The sequence below is a fragment of the Bordetella genomosp. 6 genome, assembly GCF_002119705.1.
GTDB classification, from domain to species: Bacteria; Pseudomonadota; Gammaproteobacteria; order Burkholderiales; family Burkholderiaceae_B; genus Bordetella; species Bordetella bronchiseptica_F.
In genome coordinates, this window is record NZ_CP021107.1 from 2,031,303 (window position 1) to 2,050,124 (window position 18,822).

Below are 18,822 nucleotides of genomic sequence, written 5' to 3' on the forward strand. Positions count from 1 at the left end.
CGGATTCACGCGGCCGGACACACCGTCACGCGCAAGGCGGGCTGGCTGCGCCGGTCATGGACCTGCAGGGTCAGCCCGCCATCGCGCATTTCGAACAGGGCGGTGGCCAGCGTGTTTTCCTCGTCGGGGTCGTCGGCGGCGCAGCGCAGGATCGGCAGCTCGCCTTCGCGGTCAAGCAGCGTGGCGACCAGGCGCGCGCCGTCGACGGGTGGCTGCCAGTGGTCCATCAGGTTCTCGAGGCGGCGCTGGCGGCTGCGCGACGAATCGGTGATCACCTGGCCGATGGCCTCGCCGCCGGGATGCACCAGGTGGTTGGCATGCCCGTTGCCGCGCGCGATATCGCCGATCGAGCAGGCCGCCGGCGACGCTTCGACGCTGTAGAGGCGCGGGTCGCCGGCCGCGCCCAGCGTGTGGTGAAAGCCGCCGGCGCGCGGATGGTCGCGCAGCACCGCCAGCGCGTCGTCCAGCGTGACGCAGTCGAGCACCGCGCGCGCCAGCAGCATGCGCGGCACGCCGGCGTGCCGCTGGCGAATGCGCACATTGTTGATCGTCTGCACCAGCCCGGCGCGGTTGGCGGCAAAGGTATGGCCGGGCAGCGAGCCGGGATAGTAGAAGCCGATATAGCCGGGGGCGTCGTCCGGCCGCACGTCCACCATGTGGCAGCGGCCGTACAGGAAGGGATCGCCGTCTTCGTTGTGCGCGATCCAGCGTGCGTCTTCGTCGCCGCGCCATGCGATCGATGTGCAGCCGTCCGAGGTCTTGTGCAGCAGGTCGCCGCGGCAGTTCCACAGCAGGGTGTCGACAGGCGGCATGCGCAGGCCTTCGGCCAGCCCTTCGAGTTCGTCCCAGATTTCCGGCAGGGCCTGGCTGGCTTCGTGCGCCAGGGCTTCCAGGTAGGCGTGGCCGCGCCAGGGACGCAGCGCGGCCCAGACGGTGCTCTGCGCCAGGTAGGTGGCCATGAGCGGGCGCGCCAGCTTGCCCAGCGCCTGGCCGGTCTGGCGCCGCGTACCGGTGATGCTGACGGGTTTGAAAGCCATGGCAAGCTCCTGTCGTGGGTCGCTTCTGCTTTGATTGTAATGACCCGCGGGGGGATGGCGGCGGGGGACGTATGCGTTAAGATGATCCGCAGGTCCGCGCCGGATTACCCATGCGGCACGGACTCGGAGATGGTAGCCCCTTACAACAAATGGCTGGGGCCTGAGCAGACCCCAAGAGGAGAGTTCCATGATCAAAGCGAAAGTTGCGGCCGTACTGATCGGCGCGTCGGCGGCCCTGCTGGGCGCCGTGTCCACGGCATCGGCCCAGGGCAAGGAACTGGTGGTCGCCACCGACACCGCGTTCGTGCCGTTCGAGTTCAAGCAGGGCAACACCTATACCGGCTTCGACATTGATCTGTGGGCGGCCATCGCCAAGGAGCTGAACCTGAAGTACAAGCTGCAGCCCATGGATTTCAACGGCATCATCCCCGGCCTGCAGACCAGGAACATCGATGCGGCGCTTGCCGGCATCACGATCCGGGACGACCGCAAGAAGGTCATCGACTTCTCCGATCCCTACTATGAGAGCGGGCTGGCCATCCTGGTCAGCGAGAAGAACGACAGCATCAAGGCGGCCAAGGACCTCTCCGGCAAGAGCGTGGCCGTCAAGACCGGCACCGCCACGGTCGACTTCATGAAGTCGCAGGTGCCCGACGCCAAGCTGAAGCTGTTCCCCAATATCGACAACGCCTATCTCGAACTGGCCACCGGCCGCGTCGACGCGGCCGTGCATGACACGCCCAACGTGCAGTACTACGCCAACACGGCGGGCAAGGGCCGCGTGAAGGTGGTCGGCACGGTCAAGAGCGGCGACTTCTACGGCATCGCCTTCCCCAAGGGCAGCGAACTGGTGCCGCAGGTGAACAAGGCGCTGGCCACGCTGAAAGCCAACGGCCAGTACGACGCCATCTACACCAAGTGGTTCGGCAAGCAGCCCTGAGCCGGCTGGCATCCGCGGGCCGGCGCATGGCGCCGGCCTGACCCGCATCCGCTGGCAGGGGGAAGACTGTGGATTTCGATTGGTCGGTAATCGGGACGGCATTGCCCAATCTGCTTGACGGCACGTTGATGACCGTCAAGATCACTTTCTGGGGGCTGGTGGGCGGCTTCGTGGTGGGCGCCCTGGTCGGGGTGGCCCGGGCCTACGGGCCGCTGTGGCTGGCTGGGCTGGCGCAGGTATACGTGGCCGTGATCCGCGGCACGCCCATCGTGGTGCAGGTGATGTTCATCTACTTCGCCTTGCCGCTGATGATCGAAGGCATGCGCGTCGACGCCGTGGCGGCGGCGATCGCCACGCTGATCATCAACTCCGGGGCGTACATCGCCGAGATCGTGCGCGGCTCGCTGCTGTCGGTGCACAAGGGCCTGAAGGAGGCCGGGCAGGCGATGGGCCTGCCGTTCTACAAGATCCTGCTGTACATCATCGGCCCGGTCGCTTTCCGCCGCATGATTCCCCCGCTGGGCAACCAGTGCATCATCAGCCTGAAGGATTCTTCCCTGTTCATCGTGATCGGCGTGGCCGAACTGACGCGCCAGGGCCAGGAAATCATGGCCAGCAATTTCCGCGCGGTCGAGATCTGGTCGGCGGTGGCCATCGTGTACCTGATCCTTACCGGGACGATGGCCCTGGGCCTGCGGATGCTGGAGAAAAGGATGCGCATACTATGAGCATGGTCGAATTCCACAATGTCACCAAGAAGTTCGGCGATTCGACGGTGCTCGACGGCATCACGCTGGATATCGACGCGGGCGAAGTGGTGGTGGTGGTCGGGCCGTCCGGATCGGGCAAGTCCACCTTCCTGCGCTGCATCAACGTGCTGGAGACCATCAACGACGGCGACCTGCTGGTCGGCGGGCAAAGCGTCAAGGGGGACGCCGCCCAGGTGCGCGAGATCCGGCGCGAGGCGGGCATGGTGTTCCAGCAATTCAACCTGTTTCCGCAGATGACGGCGCTGGAGAACGTCATGTTCGGCCCGCTGCATACGCGCGGCGCCGCGCGCGCCGAGGCGCGCCGGCAGGCCGAGGAACTGCTGGGCAAGGTGGGGCTGGCCGAACGCATGAACCACTATCCGTCCGAGTTGTCGGGCGGCCAGCAACAACGCGTGGCCATCGCCCGCGCGCTGGCCATCAAGCCCAAGCTGATGCTGTTCGACGAGCCGACCTCGGCGCTCGACCCGGAGCTGCGCCACGAAGTATTGAAGGTGATGCGCGATCTGGCCGAGGAGGGCATGACCATGATCGTGGTCACGCACGAAATGGAGTTCGCGCGCAAGGTGGGCAGCCGCCTGATCTTCATCGATTGCGGCAAGATCGCGCACGACGGGCCGCCGGCCGAACTGCTGTCCAATCCGCCCAGCCAGCGGCTGAAGGACTTCCTGCAGCACGTATCCTGAGCGGCGCGCCGCTCAGCCCTTGACGCGTACGATCTTCTGGACCTGCGGCACGTGCCGGATGGCGCGGATGACCTGCGCCAGATGCTTGCGGCTGTCCACCTGCACCGTCAGGTGCAGCGAGACCGTGGATACCGCGTCGTCGTGCATCGTGACATGCACGATATTGGCGTCGGCCGCCGTGACTTCGGCCGCCAGGCGGCCCAGCACGCCGCGCTCGTTGCGCGTGACGATGTCCAGGCGCGTGGGCAGGTGCTTGGCGGTCTGGGCGTCCCAGGCCACGTTGATCCAGCGCTCGGGTTCGCGCGCGCGGGCGCGCAGCGCGACCGGACAATCGGAGGTGTGCACGACCAGGCCGTGGCCCAGCCGCATGCCGGCGATGATGGGGTCGCCGGGCAGCGGGCCGCAGCACGGCGCCAGCTGCACCGCCTGGCCTTCGCTGCCCTGGATCAGGATGGGCGCGGCGCGCGCCGAGGTGATCTGGTCCACGGCGGCGGCGGTGGTGGCGATGAGATCGTGTTCGGGCGCGAAGCGCCGCGCCACCACGGCGGCCAGGCGCTTGCCCAGGCCGATATCGGCCAGGATTTCATCGCGCGAGCTGGCGCCCGAGCTGCGCGCCAGCTTGTCCCATTGCGGATCGTCGGCGCTGGGCATGGGCAGGTGCAGCTCGATCATGGCCTGTTCGAGCAGGCGTTCGCCGAAGGCCACGGACTCCTCGTACTTCACGGTCCGCAGGTAATGGCGGATTTCCGAGCGGGCGCGGCCGGTGCGCACATAGTTGAGCCATTGCGCGTTCGGGCGCGAGGCTGGCGAAGTGATGATTTCGACCGTGTCGCCGCTGCTGAGCTCGGTGCGCAGCGGCACGAACTCGCCATTGACCTTGGCGGCGACCGCCTGGTTGCCGATGTCGGTATGGATGGCGTAGGCGAAGTCGACCGGCGTGGCGCCGCGCGGCAGGGAAATGATCTTGCCGCGCGGCGTGAAGACATAGACCGCGTCAGGGAACAGATCGACCTTGACGTGTTCGAGGAACTCGCCCGAATCGCCGGTCTGGCTCTGGATGTCGAGCAGCGACTGCAGCCACTGGTGGGTGCGCTTCTGCAGCTCGTTGAGCGTCAGGTCGGCATCCTTGTAGAGCCAGTGCGAGGCCACGCCTTCCTCGGCGATGTGGTGCATGTCGCGCGTGCGGAACTGGAACTCCACCGGCGTGCCGTACGGGCCTACCAGGGTGGTGTGCAAGGACTGGTAGCCGTTGACCTTGGGGATGGCGATGTAGTCCTTGAACTTGCCCGGCACCGGCCGGTACAGCTGGTGCAGCGTGCCCAGGGCCAGGTAGCACTCGGGCAGGGTATGGACGATGACGCGGAAACCGTAGATATCCAGCACTTCGGAAAACGATTTCTTCTGCTCGGTCATCTTGCGGTAGACGCCGTACAGCGTCTTCTCGCGGCCGGTCACCTCGGCCTCGATGCCGGCGGCCGGCAGCGCCGCGCGCACGGCGTCCTCGATCTTGCTGATGACCTCGCGCCGGTTGCCGCGGGCCGCCAGCACGGCGCGATACAGCACCTGGTAGCGGTTGGGGTACATCGCCGCGAAGCACAGGTCCTGCAGTTCGCGAAACAACAGGTTCAGGCCCAGCCGGTGCGCGATCGGGGCGTAGATTTCCAGGGTTTCGCGGGCGATGCGGCGGCGCTTCTCGGGGTTGACCGCATCCAGCGTGCGCATGTTGTGCAGGCGGTCGGCCAGCTTGATCAGGATGACGCGCACGTCGCGCGCCATGGCCAGCAGCATCTTGCGAAAGCTCTCGGCCTGCTGCTCGGCCTTGGTCGCGAAGTCGAGCCGGTCCAGCTTGGACAGGCCGTCGACCAGTTCGGCGACTTCGGGGCTGAACTTCTCGGCCAGCTCGTGCTTGCCCACGCCCTGGTCTTCCATCACGTCGTGCAGCAGGGCGGCCGACAGCGCATTGGCGTCCAGCTTCCAGCCGGCGCAGATCTCGGTGACGGCGATGGGGTGGGAAATGTACGGCGCGCCGCTGGCGCGGAACTGGCCCAGGTGGGCCTGGTCGGCGAAGCGGTAGGCCTCGCGCACGCGTTCGACCTCTTTGGGATCGAGGTAGGTGCTGATGATCTCGGTCAGCGGCGCCAGCGAGGCGACCGGCGAGGCGGCCGCGTCGACGGCTTCCTGGGCGCCGGGAGACGGGGAGGGGGGCGTGCGGCCTTTCTTACCGGTGCGCCGTCCCAGGCGCAACGCGGCAAGCAATCCTGACGAGGCGTACTTCAGCCCGGGAAAAGCCATTGCCACCGCCTCCCTGGGTAGGTATCAGGTCGGGACTTTGCGCAGCATTTCCAGGCCGGTGAGACCGGAGGCGATTTCCCGAAGCGCGGTGACCGTGGGTTTGTCCTTGCTGTCCAGACGCGGCGCATGGCCCTGGGCCAGTTCGCGGGCGCGATAGGTCGCCGCCAGCGTGAGCTTGAAGCGGTTGGGAATCTGGTTCAGACAGTCTTCGACAGTGATACGGGCCATGGAAAATACCTGGAGCTGACGGAAAGGGAAGGGAGTTCGTCTCAGTGCGCGGCGGGAATGCCCAGTTGCGAGAACAACTGCGCGTTGCGCACGGCCTGGGACGAAAAACGCAGCCGCGCGGCACTGATGATTTGCACCAGTTCCGTCAGGGCTACGCTAAATTCTTGATTAATAATAACATATTCGCATTCAGGCGCGTGCGCGATCTCGCCGCCGGCGGCCAGCAGGCGGCGCGCGATGACCTGGGGCGCATCCTGGCCGCGGGCCTTCAGGCGGCTTTCCAGCTCGTCGATGGAAGGCGGCAGGATGAATATGCCGATGGCCTCGGGGTAGCGCTGCTTGACCTGGCGCGCGCCCTGCCAGTCGATCTCCAGCAGGACATCGTGGCCGGCGCGGGTGGCCGCGTCGATGCGGTCGCGCGGGGTGCCGTAGAAATTGCCATGCACCTCGGCCCATTCGAGCAACTGTTGCCCATCGCGCAGGCGGGCGAATTCCGCCTGGTCGACGAAGCGGTATTCGCGGCCGTCTTCCTCGCCGGGGCGCGGGGCGCGCGTGGTGCACGAAATGGACAGCACGAGAGAGGGGTCGCGGTCGAGCAGGGCGCGAACCAGGCTGGACTTGCCGGCGCCGCTGGGAGCGACGACCATGAATACATTGCCGGAGGGAGCGGACATGGACAAAAACGACACAAGGGGCAGAACCGAAGAATAGCAAATCGGCCGGCGCGCCGGGAGCGGCCGGCCGATTTTTCGCCTTGGGGCGGCCGAGGGCGGCAAAGCCCCTCGGATGGGCGGCAGGCCCTCGCGGCGCCTACTTGGCGGCCGCCCGCAGCTTGCCGCCGGACGGCGGCGCTTCGCTGCCCAGCAGATGGCCGTTGACTTCCAGCCCGTACAGGGAGTCGTCCGAATCGTGGTACTTGGCGCGCGTTTGCGCCACCGAGCCCTTGTAGCGGGGGTCCTGCGGGCGCTCGTGGGCGTTCATGAAGTACGCCACGTCCCAGGCTTCCTGGTCGTTCAGCAGGCCGGCCTGGCCCAGCGGCATATTGGCCTTGATGAAGCCGGCCGCGTTGCCGATCTGGTGCATGCCCGCGCCCCAGTTGAACGAGTGCTCGCCCCAGAGGGCCGGGAATACCCAGTGCTGGCCATTCCTCTGCCCCTGGCCTTCGGCCCCGTGGCAGACCGCGCAATATTGCGCGTAGGCCGCCTTGCCGCGCAGGTAGTCGGGCTTTTGCGGCGGCGCCGGCAGCTTGCGATAGCCCTGGCCCGCCAGCTTGACGCCGGTGGGGGCCTTGCTCGCCAGCCAGTACATGTACGACTGCAGGGCGACCAGTGTCGGGTCGTCGGCCGGCGGCGCCTCGCCGTTCATGCTGTAGCGAAAACAGCCTTGCAGGCGCTCGGCCAGCGTGTTGACGTGCTCGTTCTTGGCCCGGTAGGCTGGATACAGCACGTAGGCCGCCCACATGGGCGCGGAATCGGCGCGCCGGCCCGCGTCCAGGTGGCAACTGGCGCAAGTCAGGTCGTTGCCGACGAACTTGGCGGCGCGCTGGGGGGTATGCAGGAAGATCTGTTCGCCTTCGCGCACCACTTTGCCGAACTCGTTATCGGGAATGGCGTCGGCCGCGGGCGGCGTGAACGTGGGCGGGGCGTCGGCGGCCTGGGCTTGCGCTGCCGGCATGGCGGCGGCCAGCAGCGCCGCCAGCGCGAGTCGGTGGATCGGTGCGTTCTTCATTTGGCGGCCTCCGGTCGCGGCGCTGCGGGCGCGGCGGCCTGCTTGGGAAGGTTGGCGTAGTAGGCCGAGACCGCGTCGATCTCGGCATCGCTCAGGCGGGTGGCGACGGCGGGCATCAAGGCCAGCGGGCCGGGCGGCCGCTGACCCTGGCGCCAGGCGCGCAACTGGCCGGCGATATAGGCGGCCGGCTGGCCGGCCAGCGCGGGGAAGGCCGTGCCTACCCCTATGCCGCCGGGGCCGTGGCACTGGTTGCAGGCGGGCACGTTCTTGTCCCAGGCGCCGCGCACCGCCAGCCAGGCGCCGGCGTCGGACTTGGCGGGCTCGCCCAGGTGGGTGGCGGCCAGCTGGTCGGCGTCGAAGGGCGCGGGCAGGCCCGCGTAGTACTGGGCCAGGGCCTGGCGCTGCGGGTCGCTCAATCCTTTCGCGATGGGCGCCATGACCGGGTTGGCGCGCGAGCCATTGGCCAGCGCCGTCAGTTGCTCGTACAGATAGCCCGAGCCCAGGCCGGCCAGATTCGGGAACCCGGCGGCCGGGTTGCCTTCGCCCTTGGCGCCATGACAGGTGACGCAGGCGGCCACGCCGTCGGCGCCCTGGCTGGCGATGCGGGCGGCGTCGGCGGCGCCGGCCTGCGCGTGCGCCGCCGGGCTACAGAGGGCCGCGAGGGCCAGCGTTGGCAGGGCGGGCCAGCGACGGACTTGCCGGTGAAGGTTCATGGATGCCTGCTCCTTGGTAAGCGCTGTGGCAATGCCGGTTTCCAGGGCCATTCTTTTTGGGTAATAAGCAAATATCGGAAAATTATATAGGCTCGTTCCTGACCGCTTCCTAACTGGAAGCCCGACGGTTCATCCCCAGTCGAACGGAGTCGTCCGAAAAAGTCACGGGCACTTTCAGCGCCTGTCCGACGATTGGGTTAGGATGCGGCGAATACGTGACAAAAGAGGAGATGGGCATGCAAGCCAACGCTAATTCGGGCGTCAAGGTCGCACTGGTGACGGGGGCGGGCACGGGCATCGGCCGTGCCGTGGCGCTGGAATTCCTGGCACAGGGCTATCGCGTGGTGCTGGCAGGCCGGCGCCGCGAGCCGCTGGAGCAGACCCGCATTGCCGCCGGCGAGGACGGCGTGCGCGCGCTGGTGGTGCCGACCGACGTGGCGCGCGAGGAATCGGTGCGCGAGCTGTTCGACGAGACGCAGCGCGCCTACGGCCGGCTTGACGTGCTGTTCAACAATGCCGGGCGCGGCGCGCCGGCCGTGCCCATCGAGGAATTGCCGGTCGAGACCTGGCGCGACGTGGTGGATACCAACCTGACCGGCATGTTCCTGTGCGCGCAGGCGGCGATCCGCCTGATGAAGGCGCAGCAGCCGCAGGGCGGGCGCATCATCAACAACGGTTCGATTTCCGCGCATGCGCCGCGGCCTTTCTCGATCGCCTATACCGCCACCAAGCATGCGGTCACGGGCCTGACCAAGTCGATTTCGCTGGACTGCCGGCCCTATGGCATCGCGTGCGGGCAGATCGACATCGGCAACGCCGCCACCGAGATGACCGAGCGCATGGCCGCCGGCATCCTGCAGGCCGATGGCAGCACCCGCCAGGAGCCGCGCATGGACGTGGCGCACGTGGCGCACGCCGTGGCCGAAATGGCGCGCCTGCCGCTGGACACGAACGTGCAGTTCATGACCATCATGGCCACCAACATGCCGTTCGTGGGGCGCGGCTGAGTCGTCAGTTGTCGCTGGCGGCCAGCAGGGCGCCGCCGGTGGCGGGCGCGTCGAGGTAGCGGCGCGCGCCGACGAACCGCTTGTTCCAGTAGCTGTTGTCCATGCTGTCGACGCGGACCTTGGAGCCGCGCGTGGGGGCGTGCACGAACTGGTCCTGGCCGATATAGATGCCCACATGCGAGGTCACGCCGCGGCCGCGGGTCGAGAAGAACACCAGGTCGCCCGGCCGCAGGTTCTTGCGCGCCACGGTGCGGCCGGCGCCGCGCTGGGCGCGCGCGGTGCGCGGCAGCTCCAGCCCGGCGGTCTGGCGGTATACGAACAGCACCAGGCCGCTGCAATCGAAACCGTCGTCGGGATCGTCGCCGCCCCAGGTGTAGGGGGTGCCGATGGCGTCCAGGCCGGCCTGGACGACGCGGTCGCGCAAGGTGGGAACGGTGGGTTCGTCCGCCAGGCGCAGGCCTTGCAGCGAAGGACGGGCCTTGGGCGAGAGCGCGGCTTGCGCGGTATCGGGGGCGAGCGACAGGCCCAGCGCGAGCAGCGGGGCGGTCAGGAAGGCGGGCAGGGACAGCGACAGGAGTCGGGCTTTTCGCGTAGGGGGAGTCATTACGGCACTTCGGGAAAGACAGTGGACGGCATGGCTGGACAAGGCGCGGGCCGGCGGCGAAGACACTCCAATCGGAGAGATCTGCGCAGCATTGTAATGGAATAATATTCCATTACATTTGCAAAGGCTTGCAGCATCGAGGCAAGCGCATGTAGCCGCTCGGGTGTCCGGCCGGAGACACGCCGGTGGGGCATAATCGACGCAACAGACAAGCTGTCGTACCACTACGGAATCCGCCTCGCCCATGCCCTCCGACTATTCGATCGCTCAATTGCATTGCCCGGACCCGGTGCCGTTCGAGGCCTTCGACAGCGCGGTCGCCGCCACCGACCGCCTGATCGAGCTGTACCGCCGCAATACCGGGTTCGTGCGCGAGCTGTTCCACGAAGTGGTGGGCGGGCGAGAATTGTCCGGACGGGTGCGCGCCTGCTATCCCGCCATCCGGATCGGCGTGCGGACCTACGATCCGATCGATTCGCGCCTGTCGTACGGGCACGTGGCCGAGCCGGGCGAGTACCAGACGACCATCACGCAGCCGCATCTGTTTCGCGACTATCTCATCGAGCAGATCGGGCTGCTGTTGCAGAACCACCGCGTGCCGGTGGAGGTGGGCGAGTCCGACATGCCGATTCCGCTGCATTTCGCCTTTCCGGACGGCACCTACGTGGAAGGCGAGCATATCGAGAACCTGAAGCGTCCGCTGCGCGATCTGTTCGATGTACCGGACCTGGCGGTTACCGACGACGCCATCGTCAATGGCTCGTGGCGCGGCCAGCCTGGCGAGCCCCGGCCGCTGGCGCCGTTCACGGCCACGCGGGTGGATTATTCGCTGCATCGCCTGCAGCACTACACGGCCACCGCGCCCACGCACTTCCAGAATTTCGTGCTGTTCACGAACTACCAGTTCTACGTGGACGAGTTCTGCGTGTGGGCGCGCGGCCTGATGGCCAGCGGCGGCGGCGACTACGACGCGCTGATCGAGCCGGGCAACCGCATCACGCGGCGCGGCGAACAGGCGCCGGTGGAGGCGGCGGCGGTGCGCCTGCCGCAGATGCCGGCGTACCACCTGGTGCGTCCCAATCATTCGGGCATCACGCTGGTCAATATCGGCGTGGGGCCGTCCAACGCCAAGACCATTACCGACCACATCGCCGTGCTGCGCCCGCATGCCTGGCTGATGCTGGGCCATTGCGCCGGCCTGCGCGATTCGCAGCGCCTGGGCGACTACGTCCTGGCGCACGGCTACGTGCGCGAGGACCACGTGCTGGACGCCGACCTGCCGACCTGGGTGCCGGTGCCGCCGCTGGCCGAGGTGCAGGTGGCGCTGGAGCAGGCGGTCGAGGAGGTGGCGGGCCTGTCGGGGTGGGAGCTCAAGCGCATCATGCGCACCGGCACGGTGGCCACCATCGACAATCGCAACTGGGAGCTGCGCGACCAGGGCGAACTGGTGCAGCGGTTCGCGCAGTCGCGCGCCATTGCGCTGGACATGGAATCGGCCACCATCGCGGCCAACGGCTTCCGTTTCCGGGTGCCGTACGGAACGCTGCTGTGCGTGTCCGACAAGCCCCTGCACGGCGAACTCAAATTGCCCGGCATGGCCAGCGCCTTCTACCGGCGCCAGGTCAACCAGCATCTGGAGATCGGCATCCGCGCGCTGGAGCGCCTGCGCGAAATGCCGCCGGAGCGGCTGCAGTCGCGCAAACTGCGCACCTTCATGGAGACGGCGTTCCAGTAGGCGCGGCCGGCGGGCGCTGCGATAAAGCCGGCGGTTCCTCGCACGCCAACGGTGACAGTCAGGCCAGCGCTTCGATCACCGCCTGGGGATTCCGGTCGATCACGTTGAGCAGAACCAGCGCGGCCCCCCGGGGAGTGCGGTCGCCACGTTCCCAGTGCCGCAGGGTTGCGGGCGAGAAGCCGAACTGGGCGGCGAACTGTTCCTGGGTCATGCCCACCTTGGCACGCACGGCCTTGACATCGACCTGGCGGGGGCGATGCACGCGCACGCCATGAACATTGCCCTTGGCGTGAGCGATCGCTTCCGACAGGCCCTGCCTAATGTTGTTGAATGCAGTGCTCAAGATTTCGCTCGTCCTTTCCAGATGTTCACCAACACATCGACCAGGGCGGCCAGCTCATTACGCTCGGCTTTGGTCAGATCGGCTTTGTCGCCCTTGGCAAAGAGCGCCAGCAGATACAGTGGCATGAGGTCATCGTGGTAGTAGTAGATGACGCGCACGCCTGCGCTTTTGCCTCGGCCGCCACGGTGCCAGCGCAGCTTGCGCACGCCGCCCGTGCCTTCCATGATGTCTCCGGCTTCAGGATGTGCGGCCGGATAGCCGATCAGGTCTTGGCGCTCTTGCGGGCTCAAGAGCTTGTCGGCCAAGCGAATGTAGGTGGGCAGTTCAGCAATGCCGTGCATGATTTCGTAGATGTTCCATTCTAATCCAATGGATTAGTTGAAACAAGAACGACTGAAAAGGATTTCAGGGGCCCCCGTCTATGCAGGGGGCGATGCTGTCGGCTGCATTGTATTGAGACCTACCCGGCTGATTGAGGAGCCCGAGACGAATTTGTCACCCATTTCTGGGTCGATTTGGCAGTGTCTCTTGCGGCAATCAGGCGGCGCTTCGGAGTCTGTGGCGGCGGATGCGGCAAAGCGGCAGGGGGGGAAGGCCAGGGCCCTCCCGTCGCCTCACTCCAGGTTCTGCGCCTGTTCGCGCATCTGCTCGATCAGCAGCTTGAGATCCATCGCCGCGCGCGTGACTTCCAGGCTGCCGGCCTTGGAGCCCAGCGTGTTGGCCTCGCGGTTCATTTCCTGGAACAGGAAGTCCAGGCGCTTGCCGGCGCTGCCGCCGCGCTTGGCTTGCGGCTTGGCCGGGCCGTCGCCCAGCAGGTGGCGCAGTTCTTCGAGGTGCGAGCGCAGGCGCGAGAGTTCTTCGGCGACGTCGATGCGCAGCGCGAAGAGGGTGGCTTCCTGCGTCAGGCGCTCGGACAGTTCGGGCCCGGTGATGTGGGCGAAGCCGCCGGGGAAGGCCGATTCGACGGCTTCGCGCAGCTTGAGCGCCAGCTTCTCGCGGTGATCGGCCAGCAGTTGGGGCAGGTGGGTTTCGACGCCGTCGACGATGCGGCCGACGCCGTCGGCGCATTCGCGCATCATCGCGGCCAGGCGCTCGCCTTCGCGGGCGCGGCCTTCCTGCATTTGCGCCAGCGCCTGCTGGGCGGCCTGCATGCAGGCCGCGCCCCAGGCCTGCGGATCGAGCGCGTCATTGCCGCGCTGGCCGGGCCAGTTGAACAGCTCGACCAGGCGCGGCGCGGCCACTTCGGGCAGGATGGCGCGCGCGTTGTCCAGCTGGACGGCCAGCGAGCGCAGCCATTGCGGGTCCAGCGTGGCCAGCTCGGTGGAGGCGGCGCGGGTATACGACACGCGCACCTCGACCTTGCCGCGCGCCAGCTTGGCGGTCAGCAATTCGCGCAGCGGCGTCTCGACGTGGCGCAGCTCGTCGGGCAGGCGGAAATACAGGTCGAGGTAGCGGCTGTTGACGCTGCGCAGTTCGAGCGCGAGCGAGCCCTGCTCGAGGTCGGCGCGGGCGTTGCCGAAGGCAGTCATGCTGCGGATCATGGGGAGGCTTCCGGGTGATTCGATGAAAGGCCCGCCGCGCGCAGGCCGGCGGCAGGATGCCTGCAGGATAACCGATGCGCGCGCTCCGCCGGCACGTACAATCCCGCTATCGTCATATTTTCCAGGAGCCGATAACCGTGAGCACTTCCGCCGATACGCTTTCCCGTCCTTCCGGCCGCGCCGTCGACGCCTTGCGGCCGTTCAGCCTGGAGCGCGGCTTTACGCGTTATGCCGAGGGCTCGGTGCTGGTGCGCGCGGGCAATACGCATGTGCTGTGCACGGCCAGCGTGCTCGAGAAGGTGCCGCCGTTTCTCAAGGGGCGCGGCGAAGGCTGGGTGACCGCCGAGTACGGCATGCTGCCGCGCGCCACGCATACGCGCGGCGACCGCGAGGCCGCGCGCGGCAAGCAGAGCGGCCGCACGCAGGAAATCCAGCGGCTGATCGGCCGCAGCCTGCGCGCGGTGTTCGACCTGCGCCTGCTGGGCGAGCGCACCCTGCACCTGGATTGCGACGTGCTGCAGGCCGACGGCGGCACGCGTTGCGCCAGCATCACGGGCGCGTGGGTGGCCGCGGCCGACGCCGTGGCGCTGCTGATGCAGCGCGGCGACCTGGCGCACAACCCGATCCGCGACGCGGTCGCCGCCGTGTCGGTCGGCCTGGTGGATGGACGCGCGGTGCTCGACCTGGATTACCAGGAGGATTCGGCCTGCGCGGCCGACGTCAACGTGGTGATGACCGGCAGCGGCGCTTTCGTCGAAGTGCAGGGCACCGGCGAGGGCGCCACCTTTACCCGCGGCGAACTCGACACGATGCTCGGGCTGGCCGAAAACGGCATCGCCCAGCTGGTGCGGGCGCAGCGCGAGGCATTGCAGTAAACCCGCGTGCCTGTCCCCGCACGGGGACTGGCACGCGCTGAATCTGGGGTGCCCGTCCTCCCCGCTGATCTGGTGTGCCATGCGCACTCGACCACTGGGACAGGCACCCCGTCTTCCGTCCTGGCCACTGCCTTACTCGCTCAACAGCTTGCCCACCCGCTCCTGCTCGGCCAGGCGCCACGCCTGGGCTATCAGGGCGCGTACTTCGCTTTCGGTGGCGTGGCCGCCGTAGCGCGCCAGCCGCAGGGCCTTGTCCTCGATTTCGGGGCGCGCGAGGGTGTTGCCGGGGTCGCCCTTGGGCTCGTCGACGCGGCCGTGCAGATGGCGGCCATCGGTGGTGGTGACGTTGACCTTGCCGATCCAGCGCCTGGGGTAGGCGCGGTCCACTTCGTCGTCGAGCGTCATGCGCACTTTGTCGCGCAGCGCCGCCACCTCGGCGTCGCCCGGGGCGGCGTCGAACTCGGTGAGGCCGGCGTGGCCGCGCAGCGCGATCAATGCCAGCACGGTGCCCATCGAGAACTTCGATTGATGGACGGTGGCGGGGGCGGTGACCGGGCCCAGCACGTCGATGGCGCCCTGGTGCACCAGGGTTTCCACCGCGGCCAGGTCGGCGGCGCGCAGGCCATGTTCGCGCATCACGTGCTGCAGGGCGTCGGCCGCCGGATGGGTGTGGCGGCACGAGGCGTGGTACTTGAAGGAGGTCTCGGCCAGGGCCCAGCGCTGGCCCAGGCCGTCGAGCAGGCGGCTGGGGTCGGCGTCGCTGGACATGCCGGCGGCCAGGCCTTGCGCGCCTTCGAGAATGCGTTGCGCGCCGGTGAAGCCGTCCCGCGCCAGGTAGGCAGCCGTGATGCCCGCGGCCGCCGCGTGCGCGGTGTGCAGTTGCTTGGAGTCGGCGGCATCGCGCAGGAACTCCCACAGGCCGGCCGATTGCGTGCCGGCCGAGCCCAATGCATGCAGCATCCGGGTGGCGTCGAGACGCAGCAGATGGCCGACGGTGACGGCGGCGGCCAGGGTGCCGACCGTGGCGGTGGTATGGAAGATCTTGTAGTGGGAGCGGCCGAGGAATTCGCCGATGCGGATGCCCGCTTCATAGCCGGCCACCGCCGCGGTCAGCAGGTCGCGGCCGCTGCGGCCCAGCGCCTGCGCCACCGCCAGCGCGGGCGGGAATACCACCGCGGCCGGATGGAACACCGCGCCGTTGTGCACGTCGTCCTGTTCGACCACGTGGCAGGCGGCGGCGTTGACCATGGCGGCGAACAGCGGCGTGGTGCCGGTGCGCGTGACCAGGTTCTCGGATGGGCCGTCGGCCGGGCCCATGGCGGCGGCATAGCGCGCGATGGCCTGCACAGGAGGGGCGCCGGCGCCGGCCAGGATCGACGCCAGGCTGTCGAGGAACAGGTCTTCGGCGCGCCGGAGCACGGCGGGCGGGATGTCCTCGTAGCGCAGGTCCGCGGCGAATTCGGCCAGCCGGGCGCTGGGGTGGTCGGATGGGGAGGGGTTCATGGTCATGGTCAGAATGAGCGGGTCATGCCCAGTACGTGCTCTCCGCCATGCCATTGCAGGCAGGCGTTGGCGGCCTCGACGTTGACATAGGCCCGCGCGCTCACCGCCTCGCGGATATCCTGGAAGTTGGGGTGCGTATCGGGCATGGGCGCGTCTTCTTTTATGATGAGGGTTGCGGAAACGTAATCGAGCACTGTGCCCCAAGCCCGGCGCCATGCCAATTTACGATTGCCGAATACCGGGTTATGGATTACCGAAGGGAGGGGGCGCATGGCCGCGCATTTCGATTTGACCGACCTGCAGCTGCTGGTGCATATCGGCGATTGGCACAGCCTGACGCGCGGCGCCGAGAAGTCGCACCTGTCGCTGCCGGCCGCCAGCACGCGGGTCAAGAACCTCGAAGAGCATTTCGGCACCCAGTTGCTGTACCGCACCAGCCAGGGCGTGACCCTGACGCCCTCGGGCGAGGCCATGCTGCGCCATGCCCGCACGGTCATGCAGCAGGTCGAGCAGATGCGCGGCGACATGCAGGAGTTCGCGCGCGGCGTCAAAGGGCACGTGCGCGTGCTGGCCAATACGACGGCGATGACCGAGTTCATGCCCGCCGTGCTGGCGCGCTACCTGGCGGCGCACCCGGACGTCAACGTCGAGCTGCGCGAACGGCTCAGCTACCTGGTGGTGCGGGCGGTGGCCGATGGCTCGGCCGATATCGGCGTGGTGGCCGGCTGTGTCCCGGACCAGAAACTGCAGTTCATCCCGTACCGCAAGGATCGGCTGGTGGTCGTGACGCCGGCCGCCCACCGGCTGGCGGCCGAGGAATCGGTGGCGTTCGCCGATACGCTGGCCGACGATTATGTCGGCCTGTCCGAGTGGAGCGCCATCCATCCGTTCCTGGTGCAGGCGGCCGCGAGCCTGGGACGCACCTTCAGGTTCCGCGTCGAGGTGGGCAATTTCGAGGCGGTCTGCCGCATGATCGAAAGCGGCGTGGGCATCGGCGTGATCCCGGAGTCGGCCGCGCTGCGCTACGCGCGCAATCTCGACATCGCGCTGGTCGGCCTGACCGACGAGTGGGCCGTGCGCGAACTGCAGATCTGCGTGAAGAACCTGGACAGCCTGCCGGCCTTCGCGCGCGAGCTGGTGGAAACCTTGGTGGCCGACGGGGACGCGGCCGGCTGAGCGTGTCAACAATCTGCAAGACTGCCTGACCATAATGGCGGCGACGCCGCCATGCGCGGCTCAGCCTCACTTGCGGATCCCGATGCGAAAGAAACTCAAACTTGCGGCCGCGCTGTCGGCCACGCTGGCATTTTTCGTGCTGCTGTTCGCCGCGGCCGCCGGCGCCGGCGTAGCGGTGCTGCGCGATAACCAGGCAGCCATCGAAGCCCTGGGCCGCGGCAATATCGAACGCGCCAGCGACCTGGGCGATACGACCAGTTGGCTGTTCCAGGCCCGCGCCGTGCTGGCCGACGCCAAGACGTATATGGAAGGCGGGCTGGAAGCGCAGCGCGACGCGGCCCTGGCGCAGGCGGCCACGCTGCTGGAGCAGGCCCGCGACAGCCAGGAGCGCCTGCGCGGCAATCCCGAGACGGCCGCGCAGGGCGCGCCCCTGTACGACGAGGTGCTGGCCGGCTACGACGCGCTGGCCACCCAGGCGCTGGCGCCGCTGCATGCCGCGCTCAAGGGCTGGAACGGGATCGAGGCCAACCGGCTGGCCGAGCGCGTGCTGCCGCAGGCGGCCGAGCGCTACATCAAGGCGGTCGACGCCTTCCAGGGCTACGCGCGGGAGCAGGGGCGCGCCGCCGTGGCCGACGCCGCGCGCGTGCTCGAACGCATGGGGCTGGGCGCGCTGGCCCTGCTGGCGCTGGTGGCCGTCCTGGCTGTCGTGATCCGGCTGGGCTTTCGCCGCGCGATGTTGCGGCCCTTGACCGAGGCTGGCCGCCATTTCGACCGTATCGCCGATGGCGACCTGACCGCCGCGATCGCGGCGCGCGGCGACAACGAGATCGGCGTGCTGTATTCGGCGATGCGGCGCATGCAGGGCGGCTTGACCCGCGCGGTCGAATCGGTTCGCCACGGCGTGGAGGAGATCCACACCGGCTCGGGCGAGATCGCCGCCGGTGGCGTGGAGATGTCCGGCCGCACGGCGCGCCAGGCTGGCGCGCTGCAGGAGGCCGCCGCCAGCATGGCGGAGCTGGCCGGTACGGTGCGCGCCACCGCCGAGCACGCCGACCAGGCCAGCCGGCAGGCGGCCGGCGCCACCGAACTGGCGCGCCAGGGCGGCACGGCGGTCGAGCAGGTGGTCGCCAGCATGCGCGACATCGCCAGCGGCGCGCAGCGCATCGCCGAGATCGTGGGGTTGGTCGACAGCCTGGCGTTCCAGACCAATGTGCTGGCCTTGAACGCGGCGGTGGAGGCGGCCCGGGCCGGGCCGCAGGGCCGGGGTTTCGCCGTCGTGGCCGGCGAAGTCCGGTCGCTGGCCCAGCGCAGCGCCCAGGCGGCGCGCGAGATCAAGGCCTTGATCGACGATTCGTCGGCGCGCGTGGCCAGCGGCGTGCAGCAGGTCAACCTGGCGGGCGCGACCATGGGCGAGATCGTGCAGTCGATCGACCGGGTGACGCAACTGGTGGCCGGCATTTCGGAGGCCAGCGCCACGCAGGCCGCCGGCATTGCCTCGGTCAACCTGGCCGTGGCGGATGCCGAGCGCGCCACGCAGGAAAACGCCGCCATGGCCGAGCAGACCGCCGCGGCGGCGGCCTCGCTGGAAACGCAGGCGCAGGCCTTGCGCCAGGCGGTGGCGGTCTTCCGCCTGGCGGGCGCGCCGCG

General features: G+C 68.3%; 19 protein-coding genes and 1 pseudogene. 8 read left to right on the forward strand and 12 right to left on the reverse strand.

Annotated features, from left to right (window positions below):
* Window positions 1–5: 5 nt before the first annotated feature.
* Window positions 6–1,037: a C45 family autoproteolytic acyltransferase/hydolase gene (locus CAL11_RS09540; protein WP_086092768.1), complete on the reverse strand. Its 1,032-nt coding sequence runs from the start codon at window positions 1,035–1,037 to the stop codon at window positions 6–8.
* Between the two features lie 187 nt (window positions 1,038–1,224).
* On the opposite strand from CAL11_RS09540, the gene glnH reads away from it, so the two are divergent.
* From glnH to glnQ, 3 genes are all read left to right on the forward strand, one after another.
* Window positions 1,225–1,977, forward strand: a complete 753-nt coding sequence (gene glnH / locus CAL11_RS09545; protein WP_033462282.1) for a glutamine ABC transporter substrate-binding protein GlnH — start codon at window positions 1,225–1,227, stop codon at window positions 1,975–1,977.
* Window positions 1,978–2,045: 68 nt separating this feature from the next.
* Entirely contained in the window at window positions 2,046–2,705 is a 660-nt protein-coding gene (glnP, locus tag CAL11_RS09550; protein ID WP_033462284.1) for a glutamine ABC transporter permease GlnP, read from the forward strand.
* Window positions 2,702–3,430 (forward strand): glutamine ABC transporter ATP-binding protein GlnQ, encoded by a 729-nt coding sequence (glnQ, locus tag CAL11_RS09555; protein ID WP_033462287.1) that lies wholly within the window; start codon window positions 2,702–2,704, stop codon window positions 3,428–3,430. Before glnP ends, glnQ begins: the two co-directional genes overlap by 4 nt.
* A 12-nt stretch (window positions 3,431–3,442) precedes the next feature.
* Here the strand turns inward: glnQ and CAL11_RS09560 are convergent, their stop codons facing one another.
* From CAL11_RS09560 to CAL11_RS09580, 5 genes are all read right to left on the reverse strand, one after another.
* Window positions 3,443–5,722: a RelA/SpoT family protein gene (locus CAL11_RS09560; protein ID WP_033462289.1), complete on the reverse strand. Its 2,280-nt coding sequence runs from the start codon at window positions 5,720–5,722 to the stop codon at window positions 3,443–3,445.
* Window positions 5,723–5,746: 24 nt separating this feature from the next.
* Complete coding sequence (rpoZ, locus tag CAL11_RS09565; RefSeq protein ID WP_003811126.1) at window positions 5,747–5,950, reverse strand: DNA-directed RNA polymerase subunit omega; 204 nt, start codon at window positions 5,948–5,950, stop codon at window positions 5,747–5,749.
* A 41-nt stretch (window positions 5,951–5,991) separates the two neighbouring features.
* The gene (gmk, locus tag CAL11_RS09570; protein WP_164872511.1) at window positions 5,992–6,624 is read right to left on the reverse strand and encodes a guanylate kinase; all 633 of its coding nucleotides are present in this window, start codon (window positions 6,622–6,624) and stop codon (window positions 5,992–5,994) included.
* Window positions 6,625–6,760: 136 nt separating this feature from the next.
* A complete protein-coding gene (locus CAL11_RS09575; protein WP_068925980.1) occupies window positions 6,761–7,678 on the reverse strand; it encodes a c-type cytochrome in 918 nt (305 codons plus the stop codon).
* Window positions 7,675–8,391: a c-type cytochrome gene (locus CAL11_RS09580; RefSeq protein WP_086094543.1), complete on the reverse strand. Its 717-nt coding sequence runs from the start codon at window positions 8,389–8,391 to the stop codon at window positions 7,675–7,677. The genes CAL11_RS09575 and CAL11_RS09580 overlap by 4 nt, the downstream gene beginning before the upstream one ends.
* Before the next feature lie 236 nt (window positions 8,392–8,627).
* On the opposite strand from CAL11_RS09580, the gene CAL11_RS09585 reads away from it, so the two are divergent.
* Window positions 8,628–9,398 (forward strand): SDR family oxidoreductase, encoded by a 771-nt coding sequence (locus CAL11_RS09585; protein ID WP_003811135.1) that lies wholly within the window; start codon window positions 8,628–8,630, stop codon window positions 9,396–9,398.
* A 4-nt stretch (window positions 9,399–9,402) separates the two neighbouring features.
* Here the strand turns inward: CAL11_RS09585 and CAL11_RS09590 are convergent, their stop codons facing one another.
* On the reverse strand, window positions 9,403–10,002 hold the full coding sequence (locus CAL11_RS09590; protein WP_086092769.1) for a C40 family peptidase: 600 nt from the start codon (window positions 10,000–10,002) through the stop codon (window positions 9,403–9,405).
* Window positions 10,003–10,246: 244 nt separating this feature from the next.
* Between CAL11_RS09590 and CAL11_RS09595 the strand changes: the two genes are divergently transcribed.
* Window positions 10,247–11,737, forward strand: a complete 1,491-nt coding sequence (locus CAL11_RS09595) for an AMP nucleosidase (RefSeq protein WP_086092770.1) — start codon at window positions 10,247–10,249, stop codon at window positions 11,735–11,737.
* Window positions 11,738–11,795: 58 nt separating this feature from the next.
* Here CAL11_RS09595 and CAL11_RS09600 read toward each other — a convergent pair whose 3' ends face one another.
* The 3 genes from CAL11_RS09600 to CAL11_RS09615 all read right to left on the reverse strand — a co-directional run bounded on the left by CAL11_RS09600 (window position 11,796) and on the right by CAL11_RS09615 (window position 13,621).
* Window positions 11,796–12,080: a helix-turn-helix domain-containing protein gene (locus tag CAL11_RS09600; RefSeq protein WP_003811141.1), complete on the reverse strand. Its 285-nt coding sequence runs from the start codon at window positions 12,078–12,080 to the stop codon at window positions 11,796–11,798.
* Complete coding sequence (locus CAL11_RS24345) at window positions 12,077–12,421, reverse strand: type II toxin-antitoxin system RelE/ParE family toxin (RefSeq protein WP_157668847.1); 345 nt, start codon at window positions 12,419–12,421, stop codon at window positions 12,077–12,079. Before CAL11_RS24345 ends, CAL11_RS09600 begins: the two co-directional genes overlap by 4 nt.
* A 273-nt stretch (window positions 12,422–12,694) precedes the next feature.
* The gene (locus CAL11_RS09615; protein ID WP_033462298.1) at window positions 12,695–13,621 is read right to left on the reverse strand and encodes a YicC/YloC family endoribonuclease; all 927 of its coding nucleotides are present in this window, start codon (window positions 13,619–13,621) and stop codon (window positions 12,695–12,697) included.
* 137 nt (window positions 13,622–13,758) lie between these two features.
* Here CAL11_RS09615 and rph point away from each other — a divergent pair, with 137 nt between their 5' ends.
* Window positions 13,759–14,496, forward strand: coding sequence for a ribonuclease PH (rph, locus tag CAL11_RS09620; protein ID WP_033462313.1), 738 nt, complete (start codon window positions 13,759–13,761; stop codon window positions 14,494–14,496).
* A 132-nt stretch (window positions 14,497–14,628) separates the two neighbouring features.
* Here the strand turns inward: rph and CAL11_RS09625 are convergent, their stop codons facing one another.
* Window positions 14,629–16,005: an MmgE/PrpD family protein gene (locus CAL11_RS09625; RefSeq protein WP_086092771.1), complete on the reverse strand. Its 1,377-nt coding sequence runs from the start codon at window positions 16,003–16,005 to the stop codon at window positions 14,629–14,631.
* Window positions 16,006–16,007: 2 nt separating this feature from the next.
* Window positions 16,008–16,145 (reverse strand): hypothetical protein, encoded by a 138-nt coding sequence (locus CAL11_RS24350; protein ID WP_157668848.1) that lies wholly within the window; start codon window positions 16,143–16,145, stop codon window positions 16,008–16,010.
* 124 nt (window positions 16,146–16,269) lie between these two features.
* Between CAL11_RS24350 and CAL11_RS09630 the strand changes: the two genes are divergently transcribed.
* Both CAL11_RS09630 and CAL11_RS09635 read left to right on the forward strand, forming a co-directional pair.
* Window positions 16,270–17,175: a LysR family transcriptional regulator gene (locus CAL11_RS09630; RefSeq protein ID WP_086092772.1), complete on the forward strand. Its 906-nt coding sequence runs from the start codon at window positions 16,270–16,272 to the stop codon at window positions 17,173–17,175.
* An 82-nt stretch (window positions 17,176–17,257) separates the two neighbouring features.
* A pseudogene (locus tag CAL11_RS09635) lies at window positions 17,258–18,643 on the forward strand (methyl-accepting chemotaxis protein); the annotation flags it as partial.
* Window positions 18,644–18,822: the final 179 nt, after the last annotated feature.